The organism is Labrenzia sp. C1B70 (genome assembly GCF_000475395.1).
In the GTDB taxonomy this organism is placed as follows: Bacteria; Pseudomonadota; Alphaproteobacteria; order Rhizobiales; family Stappiaceae; genus Roseibium; species Roseibium algicola.
The window spans coordinates 109,703-126,588 of sequence record NZ_AXCE01000062.1 but is presented as its reverse complement, the minus strand read 5'-3'; the positions used below and the strand labels follow the sequence as shown (position 1 = coordinate 126,588).

Annotated in this window: 19 protein-coding genes and 1 tRNA gene; 8 read left to right on the top strand and 12 right to left on the bottom strand. The window is 59.9% G+C overall.

Annotation, left to right across the window (positions count from 1 at the left end; all coding sequences use genetic code 11):
* Position 1: 1 nt before the first annotated feature.
* The 3 genes from Q666_RS61515 to Q666_RS61505 are packed head-to-tail and all read left to right on the top strand — an operon-like array spanning position 2 to position 2,908.
* Positions 2-1,036 (top strand): TRAP transporter substrate-binding protein, encoded by a 1,035-nt coding sequence (locus tag Q666_RS61515; protein ID WP_031269788.1) that lies wholly within the window; start codon positions 2-4, stop codon positions 1,034-1,036.
* Entirely contained in the window at positions 1,036-1,551 is a 516-nt protein-coding gene (locus tag Q666_RS61510; protein ID WP_023002154.1) for a TRAP transporter small permease subunit, read from the top strand. The genes Q666_RS61515 and Q666_RS61510 overlap by 1 nt, the downstream gene beginning before the upstream one ends.
* A gap of 1 nt (position 1,552) precedes the next feature.
* Entirely contained in the window at positions 1,553-2,908 is a 1,356-nt protein-coding gene (locus Q666_RS61505) for a TRAP transporter large permease subunit (RefSeq protein ID WP_023002155.1), read from the top strand.
* A gap of 73 nt (positions 2,909-2,981) precedes the next feature.
* Here Q666_RS61505 and Q666_RS61500 read toward each other — a convergent pair whose 3' ends face one another.
* Entirely contained in the window at positions 2,982-4,646 is a 1,665-nt protein-coding gene (locus tag Q666_RS61500; protein ID WP_023002156.1) for a thiamine pyrophosphate-binding protein, read from the bottom strand.
* A 381-nt stretch (positions 4,647-5,027) separates the two neighbouring features.
* Positions 5,028-5,408 (bottom strand): hypothetical protein, encoded by a 381-nt coding sequence (locus Q666_RS61490; protein ID WP_023002157.1) that lies wholly within the window; start codon positions 5,406-5,408, stop codon positions 5,028-5,030.
* Positions 5,409-5,536: 128 nt separating this feature from the next.
* Between Q666_RS61490 and Q666_RS61485 the strand changes: the two genes are divergently transcribed.
* The gene (locus tag Q666_RS61485; RefSeq protein ID WP_023002158.1) at positions 5,537-7,087 is read left to right on the top strand and encodes a bifunctional aminoglycoside phosphotransferase/ATP-binding protein; all 1,551 of its coding nucleotides are present in this window, start codon (positions 5,537-5,539) and stop codon (positions 7,085-7,087) included.
* A 1-nt stretch (position 7,088) separates the two neighbouring features.
* Here the strand turns inward: Q666_RS61485 and Q666_RS61480 are convergent, their stop codons facing one another.
* From Q666_RS61480 to Q666_RS61470, 3 genes are all read right to left on the bottom strand, one after another.
* Entirely contained in the window at positions 7,089-7,409 is a 321-nt protein-coding gene (locus Q666_RS61480) for an AzlD domain-containing protein (protein WP_023002159.1), read from the bottom strand.
* A complete protein-coding gene (locus Q666_RS61475; RefSeq protein WP_023002160.1) occupies positions 7,402-8,103 on the bottom strand; it encodes an AzlC family ABC transporter permease in 702 nt (233 codons plus the stop codon). The genes Q666_RS61480 and Q666_RS61475 overlap by 8 nt, the downstream gene beginning before the upstream one ends.
* 132 nt (positions 8,104-8,235) lie before the next feature.
* A complete protein-coding gene (locus Q666_RS61470) occupies positions 8,236-9,063 on the bottom strand; it encodes a sulfite exporter TauE/SafE family protein (RefSeq protein ID WP_023002161.1) in 828 nt (275 codons plus the stop codon).
* A 187-nt stretch (positions 9,064-9,250) separates the two neighbouring features.
* On the opposite strand from Q666_RS61470, the gene Q666_RS61465 reads away from it, so the two are divergent.
* The 3 genes from Q666_RS61465 to Q666_RS61455 all read left to right on the top strand — a co-directional run bounded on the left by Q666_RS61465 (position 9,251) and on the right by Q666_RS61455 (position 11,070).
* On the top strand, positions 9,251-9,817 hold the full coding sequence (locus Q666_RS61465) for a DUF3291 domain-containing protein (protein ID WP_023002162.1): 567 nt from the start codon (positions 9,251-9,253) through the stop codon (positions 9,815-9,817).
* Positions 9,818-9,945: 128 nt separating this feature from the next.
* Positions 9,946-10,650, top strand: coding sequence for a pirin family protein (locus tag Q666_RS61460; RefSeq protein ID WP_023002163.1), 705 nt, complete (start codon positions 9,946-9,948; stop codon positions 10,648-10,650).
* A 114-nt stretch (positions 10,651-10,764) separates the two neighbouring features.
* Positions 10,765-11,070, top strand: coding sequence for a GNAT family N-acetyltransferase (locus Q666_RS61455; RefSeq protein ID WP_023002164.1), 306 nt, complete (start codon positions 10,765-10,767; stop codon positions 11,068-11,070).
* A gap of 16 nt (positions 11,071-11,086) precedes the next feature.
* On the opposite strand, the gene Q666_RS61450 is transcribed toward Q666_RS61455, so the two are convergent.
* On the bottom strand, positions 11,087-11,575 hold the full coding sequence (locus Q666_RS61450; protein ID WP_023002165.1) for a hypothetical protein: 489 nt from the start codon (positions 11,573-11,575) through the stop codon (positions 11,087-11,089).
* A 248-nt stretch (positions 11,576-11,823) separates the two neighbouring features.
* On the opposite strand from Q666_RS61450, the gene Q666_RS61445 reads away from it, so the two are divergent.
* Positions 11,824-12,018: a hypothetical protein gene (locus Q666_RS61445; RefSeq protein ID WP_023002166.1), complete on the top strand. Its 195-nt coding sequence runs from the start codon at positions 11,824-11,826 to the stop codon at positions 12,016-12,018.
* A 77-nt stretch (positions 12,019-12,095) separates the two neighbouring features.
* On the opposite strand, the gene Q666_RS61440 is transcribed toward Q666_RS61445, so the two are convergent.
* The 6 genes from Q666_RS61440 to Q666_RS61415 all read right to left on the bottom strand — a co-directional run bounded on the left by Q666_RS61440 (position 12,096) and on the right by Q666_RS61415 (position 16,859).
* Complete coding sequence (locus Q666_RS61440) at positions 12,096-12,848, bottom strand: 2OG-Fe(II) oxygenase (RefSeq protein WP_023002167.1); 753 nt, start codon at positions 12,846-12,848, stop codon at positions 12,096-12,098.
* Positions 12,845-13,921, bottom strand: a complete 1,077-nt coding sequence (ada, locus tag Q666_RS61435; RefSeq protein WP_023002168.1) for a bifunctional DNA-binding transcriptional regulator/O6-methylguanine-DNA methyltransferase Ada — start codon at positions 13,919-13,921, stop codon at positions 12,845-12,847. The genes Q666_RS61440 and ada overlap by 4 nt, the downstream gene beginning before the upstream one ends.
* Positions 13,922-14,175: 254 nt before the next feature.
* On the bottom strand, positions 14,176-14,934 hold the full coding sequence (locus Q666_RS61430) for an SDR family oxidoreductase (protein ID WP_023002170.1): 759 nt from the start codon (positions 14,932-14,934) through the stop codon (positions 14,176-14,178).
* A 350-nt stretch (positions 14,935-15,284) separates the two neighbouring features.
* Positions 15,285-15,361: transfer RNA gene (locus Q666_RS61425), tRNA-His, on the bottom strand.
* Between the two features lie 226 nt (positions 15,362-15,587).
* Positions 15,588-16,106 carry a phasin gene (locus Q666_RS61420; protein ID WP_023002171.1) on the bottom strand — a complete coding sequence of 173 codons (519 nt, stop codon included), beginning with the start codon at positions 16,104-16,106 and terminating at the stop codon, positions 15,588-15,590.
* 366 nt (positions 16,107-16,472) lie between these two features.
* Positions 16,473-16,859, bottom strand: a complete 387-nt coding sequence (locus Q666_RS61415; protein ID WP_031269792.1) for a phasin — start codon at positions 16,857-16,859, stop codon at positions 16,473-16,475.
* Between the last annotated feature and the right edge of the window lie 27 nt (positions 16,860-16,886).

The window sequence follows — 16,886 nt, the reverse complement described above, 5'->3', positions numbered from 1 at the left end:
CATGAGCATTCTCAAGAACGCGTTTCTGGCCGCTGCCATGATCGCCGCCGGCGCATCGTCCGCAGCCGCGGCCGATTACGAATTCAAGCTGCACCACTTCCTGGGCGAGAAAGCCCCTGCGCACACGCAGATGCTGGTGCCGTGGGCCAAGCAGGTGGAAGAAAATTCCGGTGGCAAGGTCCATATCGAAATCTATCCGGCCATGACGCTTGGCGGCCGTCCGCCCGAACTGATCAACCAGGTGCGTGACGGCGTGGTCGATCTGGTCTGGACCGTGAACGGCTATACGCCTGGCCTCTTCCCGCGCACCGAGGTGTTCGAACTTCCGGGCATTCACACCAACGATCCGGCGGCCACAAACCAGGCGCTGATGGATCTGTACGAAACGGACCTGAAGGACGAGTACAAGGGCGTTGAAGTAATGTTCCTGCATGTGCACGCCGGCCAGGCCATTCACATGCGCGACACGGAAGTTCACTCCCCGGCAGACCTCGCCGGCAAGAAGATCCGCATCCCGACCCGAACAGGTGCCTGGGTGATCGAGGCGCTCGGCGCTTCGCCGGTCGCCATGCCGGTTCCGGAACTGCCGCCTGCGCTGCAGAAGGGTGTTATCGACGGCGCGTTCATTCCGTGGGAAATCATTCCGCCGCTGAAGATCCAGGAGCAGACCGAATACCAGATCGAAGGCGTCGACAAGGAGCGTTTCGGCACCACCACCTTCCAGGTTTCCATGAACCAGGAACGCTGGAATGGTCTGCCGGAAGACATTCAGAAGGCCTTTCGTGATGCTTCCGGTCCCGAGTGGATCGTGAAGGTTGGCGAAATCTGGGCTGCATCGGATGATTTCGGGATCGGTCTGGCCACCAAGGCGGGCAACACGCACATCACCTTGACCGAGGAAGAGACCGAAGCTTTCCGTCAGGCGCTGGCCCCCGTTGCCGACCGCTGGGTCGAGGAAGTCTCCGCAAAGGGTATCGACGGTGCCGCGCTGGTTGAAAAGGCCCGCGCAGCGGTGGCCAGCCACTCGGCCAACTGATGTCGAACACTCTCAAAGCCAGCAGCTCCGGGTTCACCGGGGCTGCCAGCCGCCTGATAACGCTCTGGGCCCTCCTTGGCGGCGGCGTGCTGTTACTGGTCGTCGCTGTCAACATGCTGTCGATCATCGGCTCGGTTTTCGGCACACCTTTTCCGGGCGATTTCGAGCTGACCGAAATGGGCGTGGCCATCGCGGTCTTCGCGTTCCTGCCCTATTGCCAGCTTGTCGGTGCAAACGTCTCGGCAGACATCTTCACCGCCGGCGCGTCCAGACGGGTGATTGCCTTCTTCACCCTGCTCGGGTCATTGGTTGCCCTTGTGTTCGCGCTGCTGCTGATCTGGCGCATGTATTACGGCATGCTGGACCAGAAGGACTACGACTACACAACCACCATCCTGCAGATCCCGCACTGGATGGCCTTCGTGCCGATCCTGATATCGCTTGCGCTGCTGGCACTGGCCGCGCTGGTCACGCTGCTGCAGGACATGACCGCGCTGTCGAGAGGACACCACTAGAATGACGGACGCACTTGTCCTCGGGCTTGGCGCTCTCGTGGTGCTGATCGCCCTGATCGCGATCCGCATGCCCATTGCCTATGCGATGATCCTTGTCGGCGGTGTCGGCACCATGATGCTGAACGGCCCCGCCCTCGTCCTCAGCCAGTTGAAGACCCTCGCCTACGGCCAGTTCTCCATCTACGACCTTTCCGTCGTGCCGATGTTCGTCCTGATGGGGGCGATCGCCTCGAAGACCGGCCTGAGCCAGGCTTTGTTCCGGGGGGCGAATGCCTGGCTCGGCTGGCTGCGCGGCGGCACGGCCATGGCGGCCATCGCCGGCTGCGCCGGGTTCGGTGCGGTCTGCGGCTCGTCGCTTGCAACCGCCTCCACCATGGGCAAGGTCGCCCTGCCGGAACTCAAGCGCTACAATTATTCCGGTGCGCTGGCGACGGGAACGCTCGCCGCGGGCGGCGTGCTCGGCATCCTGATCCCGCCCTCGGTCGTCCTGATCATCTATGCCATCATCGTGGAAGCAAACATCGTCACCATGTTCATGGCGGCGTTCCTGCCAGGCCTGCTGGCAGTGGTTCTCTTCCTTCTGACCATCGCCCTCTATGTCACCATCAAGCCGGAAGCCGGGCCCAAGGGAGGTGTTGCCGACCGCAAGGAATTCCTGGAGGCGACTGCCGGCATGATCCCGGTGCTGATCATCTTCGGGCTGGTCATCGGCGGCATCTACTTCGGGTTCTTCAACCCGACACCGGCAGCTGCCGTCGGCGTTTTTCTGGTCCTGCTGTTCGGGCTGTTGCAGCGCAAGCTGTCCGGCCACGACTTCATTCAGGCACTCAAGGAAACCGCGTCCACTTCAGGCATGATCTATCTCATCATCCTTGGGGCGGAACTCCTCAAGATCTTCATGTCCCGCGTTGGCCTGCCTCAGGAAACCGCTTCCTGGATCGCCAATTCCGGGCTCGAACCGATGACGGTTCTGATCCTGCTGCTGATCGCGCTCATCCTGCTCGGCTGCCTGATGGACAGCCTGTCGATGATCCTGCTGGTGATCCCGTTCTTCTGGCCGGTTCTGGTCGAGATCAACGGTGGCATCTACCAGGGAGCGGAAGGGGCAGGCTTCGGCATGAGCACGGAGGACCTGAAGATCTGGTTCGGCGTACTCGCCCTGATCGTGGTCGAACTCGGCCTGATCACGCCACCGGTCGGCATGAATGTCTTCGTCATCTCCTCGCTCGACCGGGAAACGCCGATGATCGAGACCTTCAAGGGCGTTGCGCCGTTCTTCTGTGCAGAGATCCTGCGCGTAATCCTGCTGGTCTGTTTTCCGATCATCACCCTGTGGCTGCCGCAGGTGCTGAGGTAGGCATCGAAAGCCCCTATAAATGAAAAAGCACGCCCGGGTAACGGGCGTGCTTTTTTCGTTCAAGGCTGAGCTGTTACTTTCCCTGCGCCGCCGCGCGGATCTGGCTGAGGCTGGCGGCCGGGGTGATGGCTTCCGGGTCCAGCTTCAGATGCAGGATTGCGGGTGTGCCGGCGGCACGGGCACGTTCGTATGCAGGACCGAAAGCGTCTGTCGTCTCGACCGTCTCACCGAAGGCACCATAGCTGCGGGCAAGCGCTGCGAAATCCGGATTGACCAGCTTGGTTGCTGACGGGCGGCCGGGATAGGTGCGTTCCTGATGCATGCGGATGGTGCCGTACATGCCGTTGTCGATCACAAGCACGATGATGTTGGCGCCGTCCTGACAGGCGGTGCCAAACTCCTGCATGGTCATCTGCAGGCAGCCATCGCCTGCAAAACAGACGACTTCGCGCTCCGGAAAGGCAAGCTTGGCGGAAACGGCTGCCGGCAGGCCATATCCCATGGAACCGCTCGTCGGCGCTGCCTGGGTGGCGTAGCGACGGAACCGGTGGAAGCGGTGCAGCCAGGTGGCGTAGTTGCCGGCCCCATTGGTGCAGACCGCATCTTCCGGCAGGTTGGCTTCCAGCCATTCCATGACGCCGGCCATCTGGAGGTTGCCGGGTACCTGTGGCCGGGCACCGGACCAGTCCAGATAATCCTGATGGGCCTTGGCCGCTTCGCCTGCGCCCTTCAGTTCGGACGGCGGCTGGAGGCCTTCGGCCGCCTTGCAGAAGGCAGTCGGGCTGGCATGAATTGCCTGCGTCGGCCGGTAGACCCGGCCAAGTTCCTCGGCATCCGGATGGACATGCACCAGTTGCTGTGTGGGAGAGGGAATGTCGAGCAGCGAATAGGACTGGCTCGGCATTTCCGACAAGCGGCCACCGACAAGCAGGATCAGGTCGGAGGACTTGACCCGTGCCAGCAGCTTCGGATTGATGCCGATACCGACATCGCCGGCATAGTTCGGATGCAGGTTGTCGAACAGCATCTGGCGGCGGAACGAGCAGGCAACCGGCAGGTCGAAACGTTCGGCAAAGCGGGTAAAGCCGGCGACGGCCTCTTCCGACCAGCGGCTGCCGCCCAGAATGGCGATCGGCCGCTCGGCCGCCCAAAGGCGCTTCTGCAGGTCCGCCATCTGGGTGAGGCCCGGATGCGTTTCGACCTGGGTCCACGCAGGCGGCTGCGGGGCATCCGCCTTTTCGACCAGCATGTCTTCCGGAAGCGCCAGAACCACCGGTCCAGGACGGCCGGCCGTGGCGACATGGTAGGCGCGCGAAATGAACTCCGGTACGCGATCCGCGTGATCGATCTCCGCGACCCATTTGGCGATGCCACCGAACATCTGGCGGTAGTCGATTTCCTGAAAGGCTTCACGCTCGCGCATGCCGCGCTCGATCTGTCCGATGAACAGGATCATCGGCGTGGAATCCTGCGCCGCCACGTGGACGCCGGCAGAAGCGTTGGTAGCCCCGGGACCACGGGTCACCATGCAGATGCCCGGCTTGCCGGTGAGCTTGCCCCAGGCATCGGCCATCATTGCAGCCCCACCTTCCTGGCGGCAGACCGTGACCGGGATCGACGCATCGTAAAGCGCATCAAGCACGGCAAGGTAACTTTCGCCGGGCACACAGAACACGCGCTCTGCCCCGTGACGCTCCAGCGCCTCCACCAACAATTCACCGCCGGTCTTCTGGTCCATGTTCCGGGTCCTTACGAGAAAGATGATCTGTTCATTCTATAGCGTATGAAAATCCCGCCTGTTAGAGGCGAAAATCAGATTAATTGGAAATGGGGTCATTCCGATTTAGAATAATATATCTCCGACAACGGACTTGCAGCCCGTCCTTCGAGACGCGCACAAACGCGCTCCTCAGGATGAGGTTGAATGTGTTGTAAGGCCGCCTGATTGTGCCACACACAGTCCTCATCCTGGGGAAGCGCGAAGCGCTGTCTCGAAGGATGGGCCTCATGTCATGGTAGGCCTTGCCGGTAAGCATTGGCGCTGCAAACAAAAAGGGGCACCGGTTTCCCGGCACCCCTGCCCCCATTCGTTGTTATGTCTTGTTATGGGAAGCTGATCTCAGATCGACTGAACCGTCACCACCTGGAAGGTGTGCATCTCGCCATCCTCGTCCTTGATGGAGACGTATTCACCCGGGTTGAAGGCATGAGCGCCGAAACGGTAGCCCGCCTCGTCGTCGTCCTCGCCGTCGATATCGTAATGGAAAGCCCAGGAGCCACCCGGACGGTGGATGAGGTGGCCGACTTCCTCTTCCTCGGCGCCCCAGAATCGCCGCACACGGCAATGGTCGCGCTGCTTCTTCCAAAGACCGGCGTCGATATGGCCGGTTTCGTCTAGCGGAGCGGTGAATTCATAACCGTGGTTCGCCGAACCTTGCGGGAAATCCTTGGTTCTGGCCAGGTTCAACCTGATCTTCTTCAAAGTCGGATAGTCGCTCATGGGGCCCTCCTTTACTGACAATCCGGTTTATTTGTGCCACATCCGGGGCACCTCACATTGAGAAGGATCAAACCGGGTCGTTTGCATGTGAGGCATGTATTGCCACGTGTCAGCAAAAGGGACGGAAGATGGATCAGGCCGAAACCCAGAACCAGGCGCTCGAGTTCCTCGGCAGCCTTCCGTCCGACGATCCGGCGCGGCCCGAGGTGAAGCGGATCGACACCCATGCCAATATCGTCTTTCTGGTGGGCAGCAAGGCCTACAAGGTCAAACGGTCGGTCAAGTTTCCCTTTCTCGACTATTCGACGTTGCCCTTGCGGGAAGAAGCCTGCAAGGCGGAAATAACCTACAACCAGCCGAACGCACCTCAGATCTACCGGCAGGCCTTGCCTGTGACGCGGGAGGCAGATGGCACGCTGGATCTTGGCGGCACTGGAGAGCCCGTCGAATGGGCAGTTGAAATGAACCGGTTCGAGCGACAGCACGAACTGGACTCCGTCGCTGGAACCAGCCCTCTTCCGGACACTCTGACGGACAGGCTGGCGGACATGATGGTGACTGCTCATGACGTCGCGCCACTACGGCAGGGCAATGGCTTCTACGCGGAGCTTGCAAGCTATGTGGAGCAGAACGACGCCGCCTTTCGCGAGCACCCCGATCTGTTCGAAGCCGAGGCGGTCCGGCATCTGACCGAGACTTCCCGCACTGTCTTGTCTTCTCTGCACGAGCTGATCCTGCGCCGGGGCGAACAGGGCCTTGTCCGTCGTTGCCACGGCGACGCCCACCTTCGCAACATCGTCATGGTTGATGACACCCCGGTCCTGTTCGATGCGGTTGAATTTTCAGATGCGATTGCTACCGGCGACGTTCTTTACGATCTCGCCTTCCTGCTGATGGACCTGTGGGACCGGGGTCAACAGCGTGCGGCCAACCGGGTGTTCAACCGCTACATGGACAAGAGCCGTCTGGACACGCATTCGGAGGGCCTGGCAGCCCTGCCCTTCTACCTGATGATGCGCGCGGCGATCCGCTCCAAGATCGCGGCCAGCTCCGCTCTCAACCAATCGGACCCGAACCAGAAACAACGTGAGCGCGACCAGGCCCAGGCCTATTTCCGCCACGCAGTGGACTTTCTGGATCCCTCACGCCCACAACTGGTTGCCATCGGCGGCCTTTCCGGCACCGGCAAGACCACGCTTGCCTACGAAATTGCGCCCGGCATCGGCCGGGCACCCGGCGCGCGCGTGCTGCGCACGGACGTGATGCGAAAGCGCCTTCTGGGCATTGAAGAAACGGAAAAGGCGCCGGCGGAAGCCTATACGCTGGAGGCCTCCCAGAAGGTCTACCACGCGCTGGACGACACCATTCAGACCGTCCTCGCAGCGGGTCACTCCGCAATCTTCGATGCGGTTTTTGCCGCCGAGAGCGAACGGGACCGTATCGAGGCCATCGCCAACAATGTTGAATGCGGTTTCTGCGGCCTCTGGCTGACTGCGCCGGCAAACATCCTGAAAGCCCGGGTCTCCGCGCGCGGGGACGATGCCTCGGACGCAAACGCTGACGTTGTCGATACCCAGCTTGGCTACGACCTCGGCCAGATGAACTGGGTGGAAATCGACGCGGGCAGCAATGTCGACGAAACCGCCGGACAGGTTCGGAAAATCCTGAACCGCCAGTAGCCTACAGTCCGGCAGCCCTGAGGGCTGCCGCGGCTCCGGCTGCACAGAAGACGGCGACATATTCCTTGCGCAGGGTCACCTGCGCCGCTGCAGCAACGACAAGGCACAGCGCCACGGCCAGCCCGCCCTTCAACACGATAGGCAGGATGGTGGAAACAATGATCGCGCCCGGCAAGGCCTCCAGCCCCCGGCGCACCCGCGGCGTGATGGGCAGCCGGCCCATGACCCAGTATCCGCCCGCCCTCAGGGCATAGGTGACCGCCGTCATGCCAAGCACGGCCAGGACAAAGATCGGGTCGGCGGTGAATGCTCCCTCAGTCATCGAGATAGGCCCCCGCGAATGCTCCGGCGATGGCACCGGTGAAAATGCTCCAGTAGCCACCGACCAGATACCAGGTCAGCGCGGCGATACCGCCGGCGAACAGCCAGCTGACTGTCTGGCGCTTGCCCTTCCAGAGCGGCACGAGCAGTGCAGCGAAGAAAGCCGGCAGAACCACATCGAGGCCATAGACCTTCGGGTCCGACACGAGACTGCCTGCGAAATAGCCTGGAACGACGGAAAGCGACCAGACAGACCAGGTGAAAAGACCGCTGCCGAGATAGATCCCCCAGTCGCGCGTGCCCTTGTCGTATTCCGACAAGGCCAGCAACCAGTTGAGGTCCGTCAGCAGAAACAGGGAAGGATAGGTCTGCCAGGCCGGCACCTGGCCAAGCCAGGGCCGCAGGCTCGCGCCGATCAGCAGCATGCGCATGTTGACGGCAGCGGTAACCCCGATCATCGCCACGACGAGAGCATAATTGAGCGGATCGCTGTAGACTTCCATCGCGACAAACTGGCTGGCGCCGGCGAAGACCAGCGAGTTGATCATGATCGTTTCGAGGAAGGTCAGCCCCTTTTGCGCGGCGACCGTTCCGAAGACCAGTCCAAGCGCGATGATGCCCGGTGAAACCGGAATGCACATCGTGGCGCCCCGCACGCAGCCTTGCAGGCTGAGGGTCACATTTTTGTTCAACATGTCTGTCCAAGAGTGTCAGGCGGCGGGCAGCCCCCGCAAAGAAAGGTCAGTATTGCTGATAAATCGCCTCAGAACCAATGAAACCTTTTGATTTACCCATCAGCGATCCTGTAGCCGGGACCAGGCCACCGGTCAGAACACGACGCCGTAGATCATGCGCAGGCCGGTAAAACCGAGGAACAGCGCGAACACGAGTTTCAGCTTCGACGGATCGATGGCATGGGCGATCTTCGCGCCCCAGGGTGCAGCAAGGGTGCTGGCCGGAATGATCAGGAAGAAGCCGATCAGGTTGACATACCCGAGCGAGAACGGCGGGCGCCCCTCCTCGCCCCAGCCGAAGAAGATCGACAGCAGGGTGCCCGGAACGGCAATGATGAGGCCGATGGCCGCCGCGGTGCCAACCGCCTTGCGGATCGGATAATTGAAAAGGGTCAATGTCGGAACGCCGAGCGTTCCACCGCCAATGCCCATCATCACCGAGATGCCGCCAATCAGGAAACCCAGTGTTTCCTTGATCGGAGACCCGGGAAGCTTGTCGGCCAGATGGGAGCCATCCTTGCGGAACATCATGTTGGCCGACACGGCCAGAGCGACAATCCCGAAGACCAGCGTCAGTGCGCCACCCGAAATGTTCCCCGCGAGCGTTCCCCCGGCGATGACACCAAGAGCGATCGCCCACCACCAGCGTTTCAGGAGATCCATGTCGACGCTGCCACGATTGTAGTGGGCGCGCGCCGACGACGTGCCGGTCGCCAGAATGGTGGCGAGCGACGTTCCCACGGCCACATGCATGAGAACCGACGGGTCGATCTTCAGGGCGGTGAACATGTAATAGAGCACCGGCACGATGACGATGCCGCCACCGACACCGAGCAGGCCTGCAATGATCCCGGCCACAAGCCCGGTTGCCAGCAGTGCAACAGCCAGAAGGCCAAGGGAGAAAAGGCTGAGATCTTCCACGCGATTATCCTCGTTGCCGGTGCCGGGCTCATGCCGGCCACCAAAGTCTTCTTCCAGCGCTTAGACCAGCTGCGCGAATTTTTCCAGCCGCATGCGTGGACTATCTGTTTTGCGACGCTTGCAACCACTTGCGACACGGGTGAATTGCAGCCAGTCTCTGCCGGGTGTCATTCAGCGGGGAGGAAGCATGAACGGTCACTGGCTTGCGCTCTATACTTTCGGCCAATTCCGTACGCGGGCGGACCACCCGGTTGTGGAACCCTTTCACCAGGCCGAGCCGCTTGTGTGGGCTGCGATGGAACGCGCCGAGGGTTTCGTCGCCCGCTCCGGCTATGAAGACGAACCGGGACCGGACAGCTGGGGCGAGCAGGTTTTTCCCAGGTACTGGCAGGACAATGGCGACGGCTGGGCACCCTCCACCATCTCGCTTTGGCAAGACCTGGAATCAGCGCTTGCCGCCGTCTACCGAGGGCCGCACGCCGAGATCCTGAAAAAGGGTCCGGACTTCATGCGCGAAGACCACGCCTACCCCGCCTATGCTCTGTGGTGGGTGCCGGAAGGCCACCAACCGGACTGGGTGGAAGCGATCGACCGTTTCGAACGCCTGGGCGACGCGGGCTCCACGCCCGCGGCCTTCACATTCAAGTCCGCTTTCGATCCTTCCGGAAAGCCCACAACAGTGAACGGCGGCGTATCGAAACAGATCGCGGAACGAAACCGGACCCGGACCGAAGCTCCCAAGGCTGTTCAATAGGGAATTGTTCAAAAATCGATGACTAATTGTCCAGATTTGGCAGAATTGTAAAACAATCCCCCAATGGCAATCTTAGGTCCAACAGCGCACGGACATTCCCGTGCCAGAGATTGGGAAAGGATTGAACCATGAACCAGATACTCCGTCCTTCGGATGCTCGCGGCGATGCCGATTTCGGCTGGTTGAAGAGCAAGCACACGTTCTCCTTCGGGTCCTATTTTGACCCGAACCACATCGGTTTCGGTGCCCTGCGGGTGATTAACGAGGACCGTGTTGCCCCCAGCGCCGGCTTCCCGACCCACCCGCACCAGAACATGGAGATCATCTCCTATGTCGTTTCCGGTGGTCTGGAACACAAGGATTCTCTCGGTACGGGCTCAGTCATCCGGCCGGGAGAACTGCAGCGCATGAGCGCCGGCACCGGTGTCCGTCACAGCGAATACAATCACTCGGACACGGATCCGGTCCACTTCCTACAGATCTGGATCGTTCCGGAAGCTGACGGAATCTCGCCAAGCTACGAGCAGAAGGCCTTTCCGGAAGACGGCCGCCGCGATGCGCTGCGCTTGATCGGATCGCGCGACGGGCGGGACGGATCCGTTACCATTCATCAGGATGTCGATCTCTACGCGTCGCTTCTGTCCGCGGATCGCAGCCTGGCCTTCGACATCCGTCCCGGCCGGAAGGTCTGGCTGCAACTGGTGAAAGGCAAGATCAGCGTCAACGACCAGCCGCTTTCCGCAGGCGACGGTCTCGGCCTGCTTCAGACAGGCGCAATCTCGCTGACAGCCAGTGAGAATGCCGAATTCCTGCTGTTCGACCTGGCAGCCTGATCCGAATTGGGGCGGGATTGTTTCCGCCCCATCCCATGTACTTCCCTGGAAACGAACAGCCAGATTGAACACAGGATCAAAGCAATTGCTTTCATCCACTTCAGGAGACCGACAATGGTAGAGACAACTTCCCCCGACATCACCCTGGAACAGGATGGCAGCAAAGGCCGCTATGTGGCGAAGGTAGGCGGGATCACCGAGCCAGCCGAACTGACCTTTTCCATTGTCAACGAACACCTGATCATTGCCGATCACACCGGTGTGCCGGACAGCATGCGTGGCATGGGGGTTGGCAAGGCACTGGTGGAAAGGCTTGTTGATGACGCCCGTCGCAAGCAGGTGAAGATCGTGCCGCTGTGTCCTTATGTGAATGCGCAGCGGCGCAAGCACCCTGAATGGGCGGATGTGTTTCAGGCCTAGGCGAAAAGAAACATGCTCAGCTCGAAGGCTCGCTGTCCTCTAGCGCCGTCTCGCACCCCCGCAACGTGTAGAGCGCACCGGTCAGCATGTCGCCGGCCTGTTCGAAAGCGGTGTCGGTGATTTCCGGACCGGCTGCGCTCAAACCAACTGCCGCCAGCCTAATGTCGGCAAGGTTCCGATTGAGTTCCTTCAGTTGCTGCGCCACTTCCCAATGATCCCTGAGGTCGGGATCAGAGAGTTGCGCAGCAAGCGTGGTGATCTTGCCGTCAAGCGCTTCGATCCGGGCCTTGAATTCACCCGGAGAGACCTGCAACCGGGCGAGCGCGGCTTCTGTCACATTGCCGGCGATACGTTCGCCCGCTGTATCGACCCTGTTCAACACAAGGAGCGACAGCACGCAGGCTGCAATGACGAGCAGTGCCGTCGCATTCACGAGCGCCAGAAGCAGCTGACCGGGCAAACGGACCAGACGGCGGCCAAGGCCGGGGGCATCGTGATAGGACATTGCATGCTCCTTAAGGATCAGGTGCTCTCATTCAGACAGAGTCCCGCATGACACACAACGGCCTCCCGGGCCGTGAACCGTCAGAAAGACCTGATTTCTTGGGAGAACCAACCGACCATCCGTTCACCGTATCAGCGCCCTGGTATCTTCTGCCTGTAGCCCAGCCTACACTTTATCCGGGAAACGACACTTACCTTTAACGGAAAAAGGGTTACTCCGTTCCCATTCAAAACACCGATAGGACACGGATGAACTACGGCCGCCTGATCACAGCAATATTGTTCCTCTGGATGACGTCCGCCCTCTTCAAGTACGGCAACCAGAACTACGAGGCACTCAAGGCGGACTTTGGCCTGCTGGCTCCATTGATGTGTTTCATCGCCGGCGTCCTTCTCGGCTGCAGCGCCATTGTCCTGCTCATCAAGTCTTTCAGGAAGACATGATCGCACTTCGGCAGCTATCAACCTGCTGCGAGGTACCATCAAACTTCAAGACGGCTCGCCAAGCACGGAGCAGGTGTCTATTTCGCGTCGTGAAAGATGATCCCTGCGGTGTGTCTCGTGCCGGAGCGCACGCGGCTCACGCCGTGGCGCAGGTTCACGCGGTAATTACCTCTCGTTCCCTGGACAGGCCGGTTGTGAACGGCAAAGGCCACGGCATCCCCCTGGCGCAGGCTGACAACCTCAACGCGGCTCTGCATGCGCGGGCGTTGTTCGGTCATGCAGAACTCGCCACCCGAGAAATCCTTGCCCGGTTCCGATAGCAGAATCGCGACCTGAATCGGAAACACCAGATCGCCGTAAAGATCCTGGTGAAGGCAGTTGAAGTCGCCGGTGCCATACTGCAGCAGCAGAGGGGTCGGCCGGACCTGGCCCGCCTTGTGGCATTGCTCCAGATACGCGTCATGGGTGACCGGAAATCGTTGATCGAAGCCCATGGCCTCGTTCCACGTGTTGGCAAGACCGGCGAAGCGGGGATAAAGGGCGGTCCGCAATCCAGCCAGAATATCCGGCAGCGGATATTTGAAATAGCGGTATTCCCCCTTGCCGAAGCCGTGCCGCGCCATGACGACATGGCTTCGGAAATGCTCTTCCTCGGCATAAAGCGACGAAAGGGCACGACATTCCCCGGGCGACAAGAGCTGAAGCAGCGTGGCACAGCCGAAACCGTTCAGCTCTTGGTGGATAGCAGCCCAATCATAACCGGCAACCCGAGCCTCTAAAGAGGTCGCCAAGGCATCCGGACGATCCTCGTTGGCGGTAATCTTTCTCATGCCCGTTTCTCCCTCTCGATGAGATCGCGCTTGCGCTCCACACCCCATGCGTAGCCGGAAAGTGCACCGCTGGTTCGAACCACGCGGTGGCAGGGGATTGCCACTGCGAGCTTGTTGGCAGCACAAGCCCGGGCAACAGCCCGTGATGCCTTGGGTGCCTTGATACGCCGGGCAATCTCGGCATAGGAGACCGTTTCTCCGGCAGGGATTTCCTGAAGAGCTTGCCATACCCGTTGTTGAAAGACGGTTCCGCGGACATCCAAAGGCAGGTCCAGACCGATCTTTGGACATTCGACGAAGCCCACCACCCGGGCCACCAGACCTTCATAGTCGCGATCCGCCCCGAGCAGTGTTGCCTTGGGAAACCGGTCCTGCAGATCCCGGACCAAATCCCCTGGGTCACTTCCGAGAAGAATCGACACAACGCCTTTCTTGCTGGACGCGACTAGAATGGCACCAAGCGTCGTCTGGCCAACCGCGAACCTGATCTCCTCGTCGGCTCCGCCGGCACGATATTGCGTGGGTGTCATACCCAGCATCCCGGTGGATTTTTCATAGAACCGTCCGCTGGAATTGAAGCCTGCGTCATAGATTGCCTCGGTCACCGTTATGCCGGAACCAAGTCCATCACGGACCTTGTTGGCCCGATGCGCTGACGCATAGTCTTTTGGCGTAAGCCCGGTCGCCGCCTTGAACACCCGGTGAAAGTAGCTGGGGCTACGACCGACAGAGCGAGCAAGATCATCCAGTGACGGCTCTTCTTCGCTGCCTTCAATGATGCGGCAGGCCTTTGCGACAATTGCTGCATTCTCGGCACCGGCAGGCAAGCCTTCCGGCTTGCAGCGCTTGCACGCCCTGAAACCGGTCGCCCGGGCACTTTCGAGCGTGGTGTGAAGCTGTACGTTTTTCGGATTGGCCAGGCGCGAAGGGCACGACGGGCGACAATAGACACCGGTCGTCGACACCGAATACCAGAACTGGCCGTCTGCGGTCTTGTCACGGGCTGCTATGCGCGCCCATCGAGGGTCCTCTGCCAGGGGCAGCTTGGTCTGATTGTCGTTCAAGGCTTCCATTGGTGCGTCTTCCCGAAATTGTTGTCGTCAACTTCGCCAATCCTGTCACCGGTTTCTCGACCGTGCACTCCGGTCCTTACCTTCAAATCGGGACCTTCAGCGACCCGTTTTCCGAGCTGCTGGCATAATTGAATTTCAAGGCAAGGGACGGAGCGGAGGCTCCGTTCAAGTCTGTTGAAAAGGCGCTATTGCCTGAAACAGGCGGTCCGGGATTTGCCACAAGGCGGCGCTCCGCCTTATGGCAAATCGTCCGGTCAGGTCAGCCGAATGGACATGCCGCCATCGACAATCGTCGGGCTGCCCGTCATGAAACTTGCGCGGTCGGACAGCAGGAAAAGCGCTGCCTGTGCGATCTCCCTTGCGTCGGCCATGCGTTTCATGGGGTGCAAACCTGCAATGAAAGCCAAGACGTCCGGATTTCCTTCGCCACTGGCCGGTGTAATTGTGCCACCCGGCATCAAGGCATGAGCCCGAATACCCTCCGCGGCGTGGTCGGAGGCAAGTGATTGCACCAAGCCGTTGAGACCGGCCTTGGAAGCCGCGTAAGCGCCCATGCCAGGCATGCCCGCGTTGCTGAAACCAACAAATGACGATGTGAAGACGATCGAGCCACCGCCGGTTTCCTTCATGACCGGTATCTGCGCTTTTGCTGCCAGAAACGCCGCTGTCAAATTGACAGTCAGGACCTCGTTCCAGTTGCCGATACCCATGTCCGGGACCGGCTCCATGGCCCCGACAATGCCTGCATTGTTGAAGGCACCGTCCAGTTGCCCGAACTCCTTCAGGGCGAGGTTGACCAGTGCCGCGGCATATCCTGCGTCCTTGACATCGCCCTCCAGGAAAACGGCCGTGCCGCCGGCTTCACGGATTTTGGACGCCACAGCCTCAAGTTCCACGGAACGCCTGGCACCGAGGATGACATTCGCTCCTTCGGCCGCAAAAAGGGTCGCTGCAGCAGCCCCGATCCCGCTGCTTGCCCCGGTGATGATGATCGATTTGTTTTCGAGTTCCATGACGTTTTCTCCTGTCTGTCATTGAACCCGGCATAAGCCAGGGTCCGAGCGACAGGTGTCATGATCGGGCCGAGCCGAACTATCCGTTTCTTGTTGTCAAATCCGAGAACCCGTCCCTGTAGGTCAAGGACAGCCTGTGTGCTCCATTGGAGATCGGCTTGCAGACAACAGAGATTGCTGCCCGGTTACAGTCTACCTGCCGGCGGTTCTGAATTTGATGGTGAAGGGTTAGGTCTCAACAGCTTCGGACAATCCGGCTGCGACATACCCAATACAGAAAATCATGTCGCCGGCCGCAAGGGAGCCCTGCGTCGGACCAAATTCTGTTTCAACACGAATGAAGAGGGAAATGGTACAGACGAGTGGATTCGAACCACCGACCTTCGGAGCCACAATCCGACGCTCTAACCAACTGAGCTACGTCTGCTTAAAGGCGTGAGGTGACGCGGACCATACTGACCCGTGCCGCCATTTGCAAGGGCGTCTTCTAAACTCGTTTTTTCCAACCCGCAAGCGGGAATTTGCGGAAATTTTCGAGCTGTTGAAAAGCAAATGCCCGGAGCGTTGCCCCGGGCATAACAACCGTTTGCCGATGTCATCGGCATGGCCCTGCCGAACCGCAATCAGGTGACTGCGGACGGCAGGATGCCGGATTAGTTGACCTTGATGTCCTTGAAGGACTTCTCGAACGCTTCCTTGACCGGTGCGGAAACGTCGGTACCGAGCTTGGTAGCCAGTTCGTGCATTTCCTTGGACTGGGCGCTCAGAGCGTCAAACTGCTGGCGAGCAAACGTGGACTGCAGCTCGATAGCTTCAGCCAGGCTCTTCGCAGACATGATGTCCTTCACGAAAGTGAAAGTTGCGTCGGCGTTGGCTTTGGCAGCATCAACGGCCTTGTGGTTGAATTCGACAACGCCCTGGCGGGAAGTCTCGAAAGTGTCTTCCATCAGGTCGGTTGCGTCTTCAGCAGCGTTTTTCACTTTTGCATAGGCTTCGCGAGCGTTCTCGATGCCTTTTTCGGTTGCTTCACGGAACATGGCCGGAACTTCCATTTTGGGCATAGCAAAAGCCTCGAAGTCAGGGAAAGCTACACCAGCAGCAGCGGTTTTGGCTTTGGTGGTGCGAGCTTTCGGCGCCGGCTTTGCCGGAGCAGTGGTTGTGGTGTCAGTCATGATCTCATCTCCTTGAGTCCGGATGCGATCATTGGTGCAAGTTCATTCCGCCGATACGTGTGCCGGCGGACCCTGTCGTCATCCGCAAACACTACATAGTGCATGCCGTGCTGCATTGCAACATTTTTTTGCACTGCACAACAAACTTACCGTCGGGGATTTCTGGTGTTTCGTCGGTTCCGTTCTGCAAAAAGCGGAGCGGACTGCAGCCCTTTGTCGGTAAGCCATTGGCTGGACAAGGGAAGACGAAAACAGGCAATCAGGACCGGAAAAACATTACAACCAAAGCAGGAAATATTCAATGAAACACTTGTGACACCTTGCGCGGGGCTCTGGTGCCCTGCGCAAGGAAAAATGCCGGCCGGATTATTTTTTCTGGGTGGCCTTGGCCGCGTCCTGAACGGCCTTCGTCGCCGAGTTGGAAAACTCGCGCGCCTGTTCGCCGAGGGACTCCATCTGCCGGCGCAGATAGTCCTGCTGCAGCTTCATCATGTCCTCGACATTTTGCGCCTTGACCAGTTCCTGCGCAAACTTGAAAGCCGCATCGACATGCTCTTCGGCATAGTTCAACGCCTTCTTGTTCACATCCGCAGCACCGGCCTGAACCGCATTTGCGCTGTCTTCCGCATTGCTGACAGCCTTGTGGGTCGCGCCCATGAAGTCGTCAAAGGCCTTGCGGGCCTGGTCGACGCTCTTTTCCGCGAAATCGCGCATCTGGTCGGGAATTTCAAAACCGGTCTTGTCTGTGCTCATGTCGGCGCTCCTCAGGTCGACGAAAGA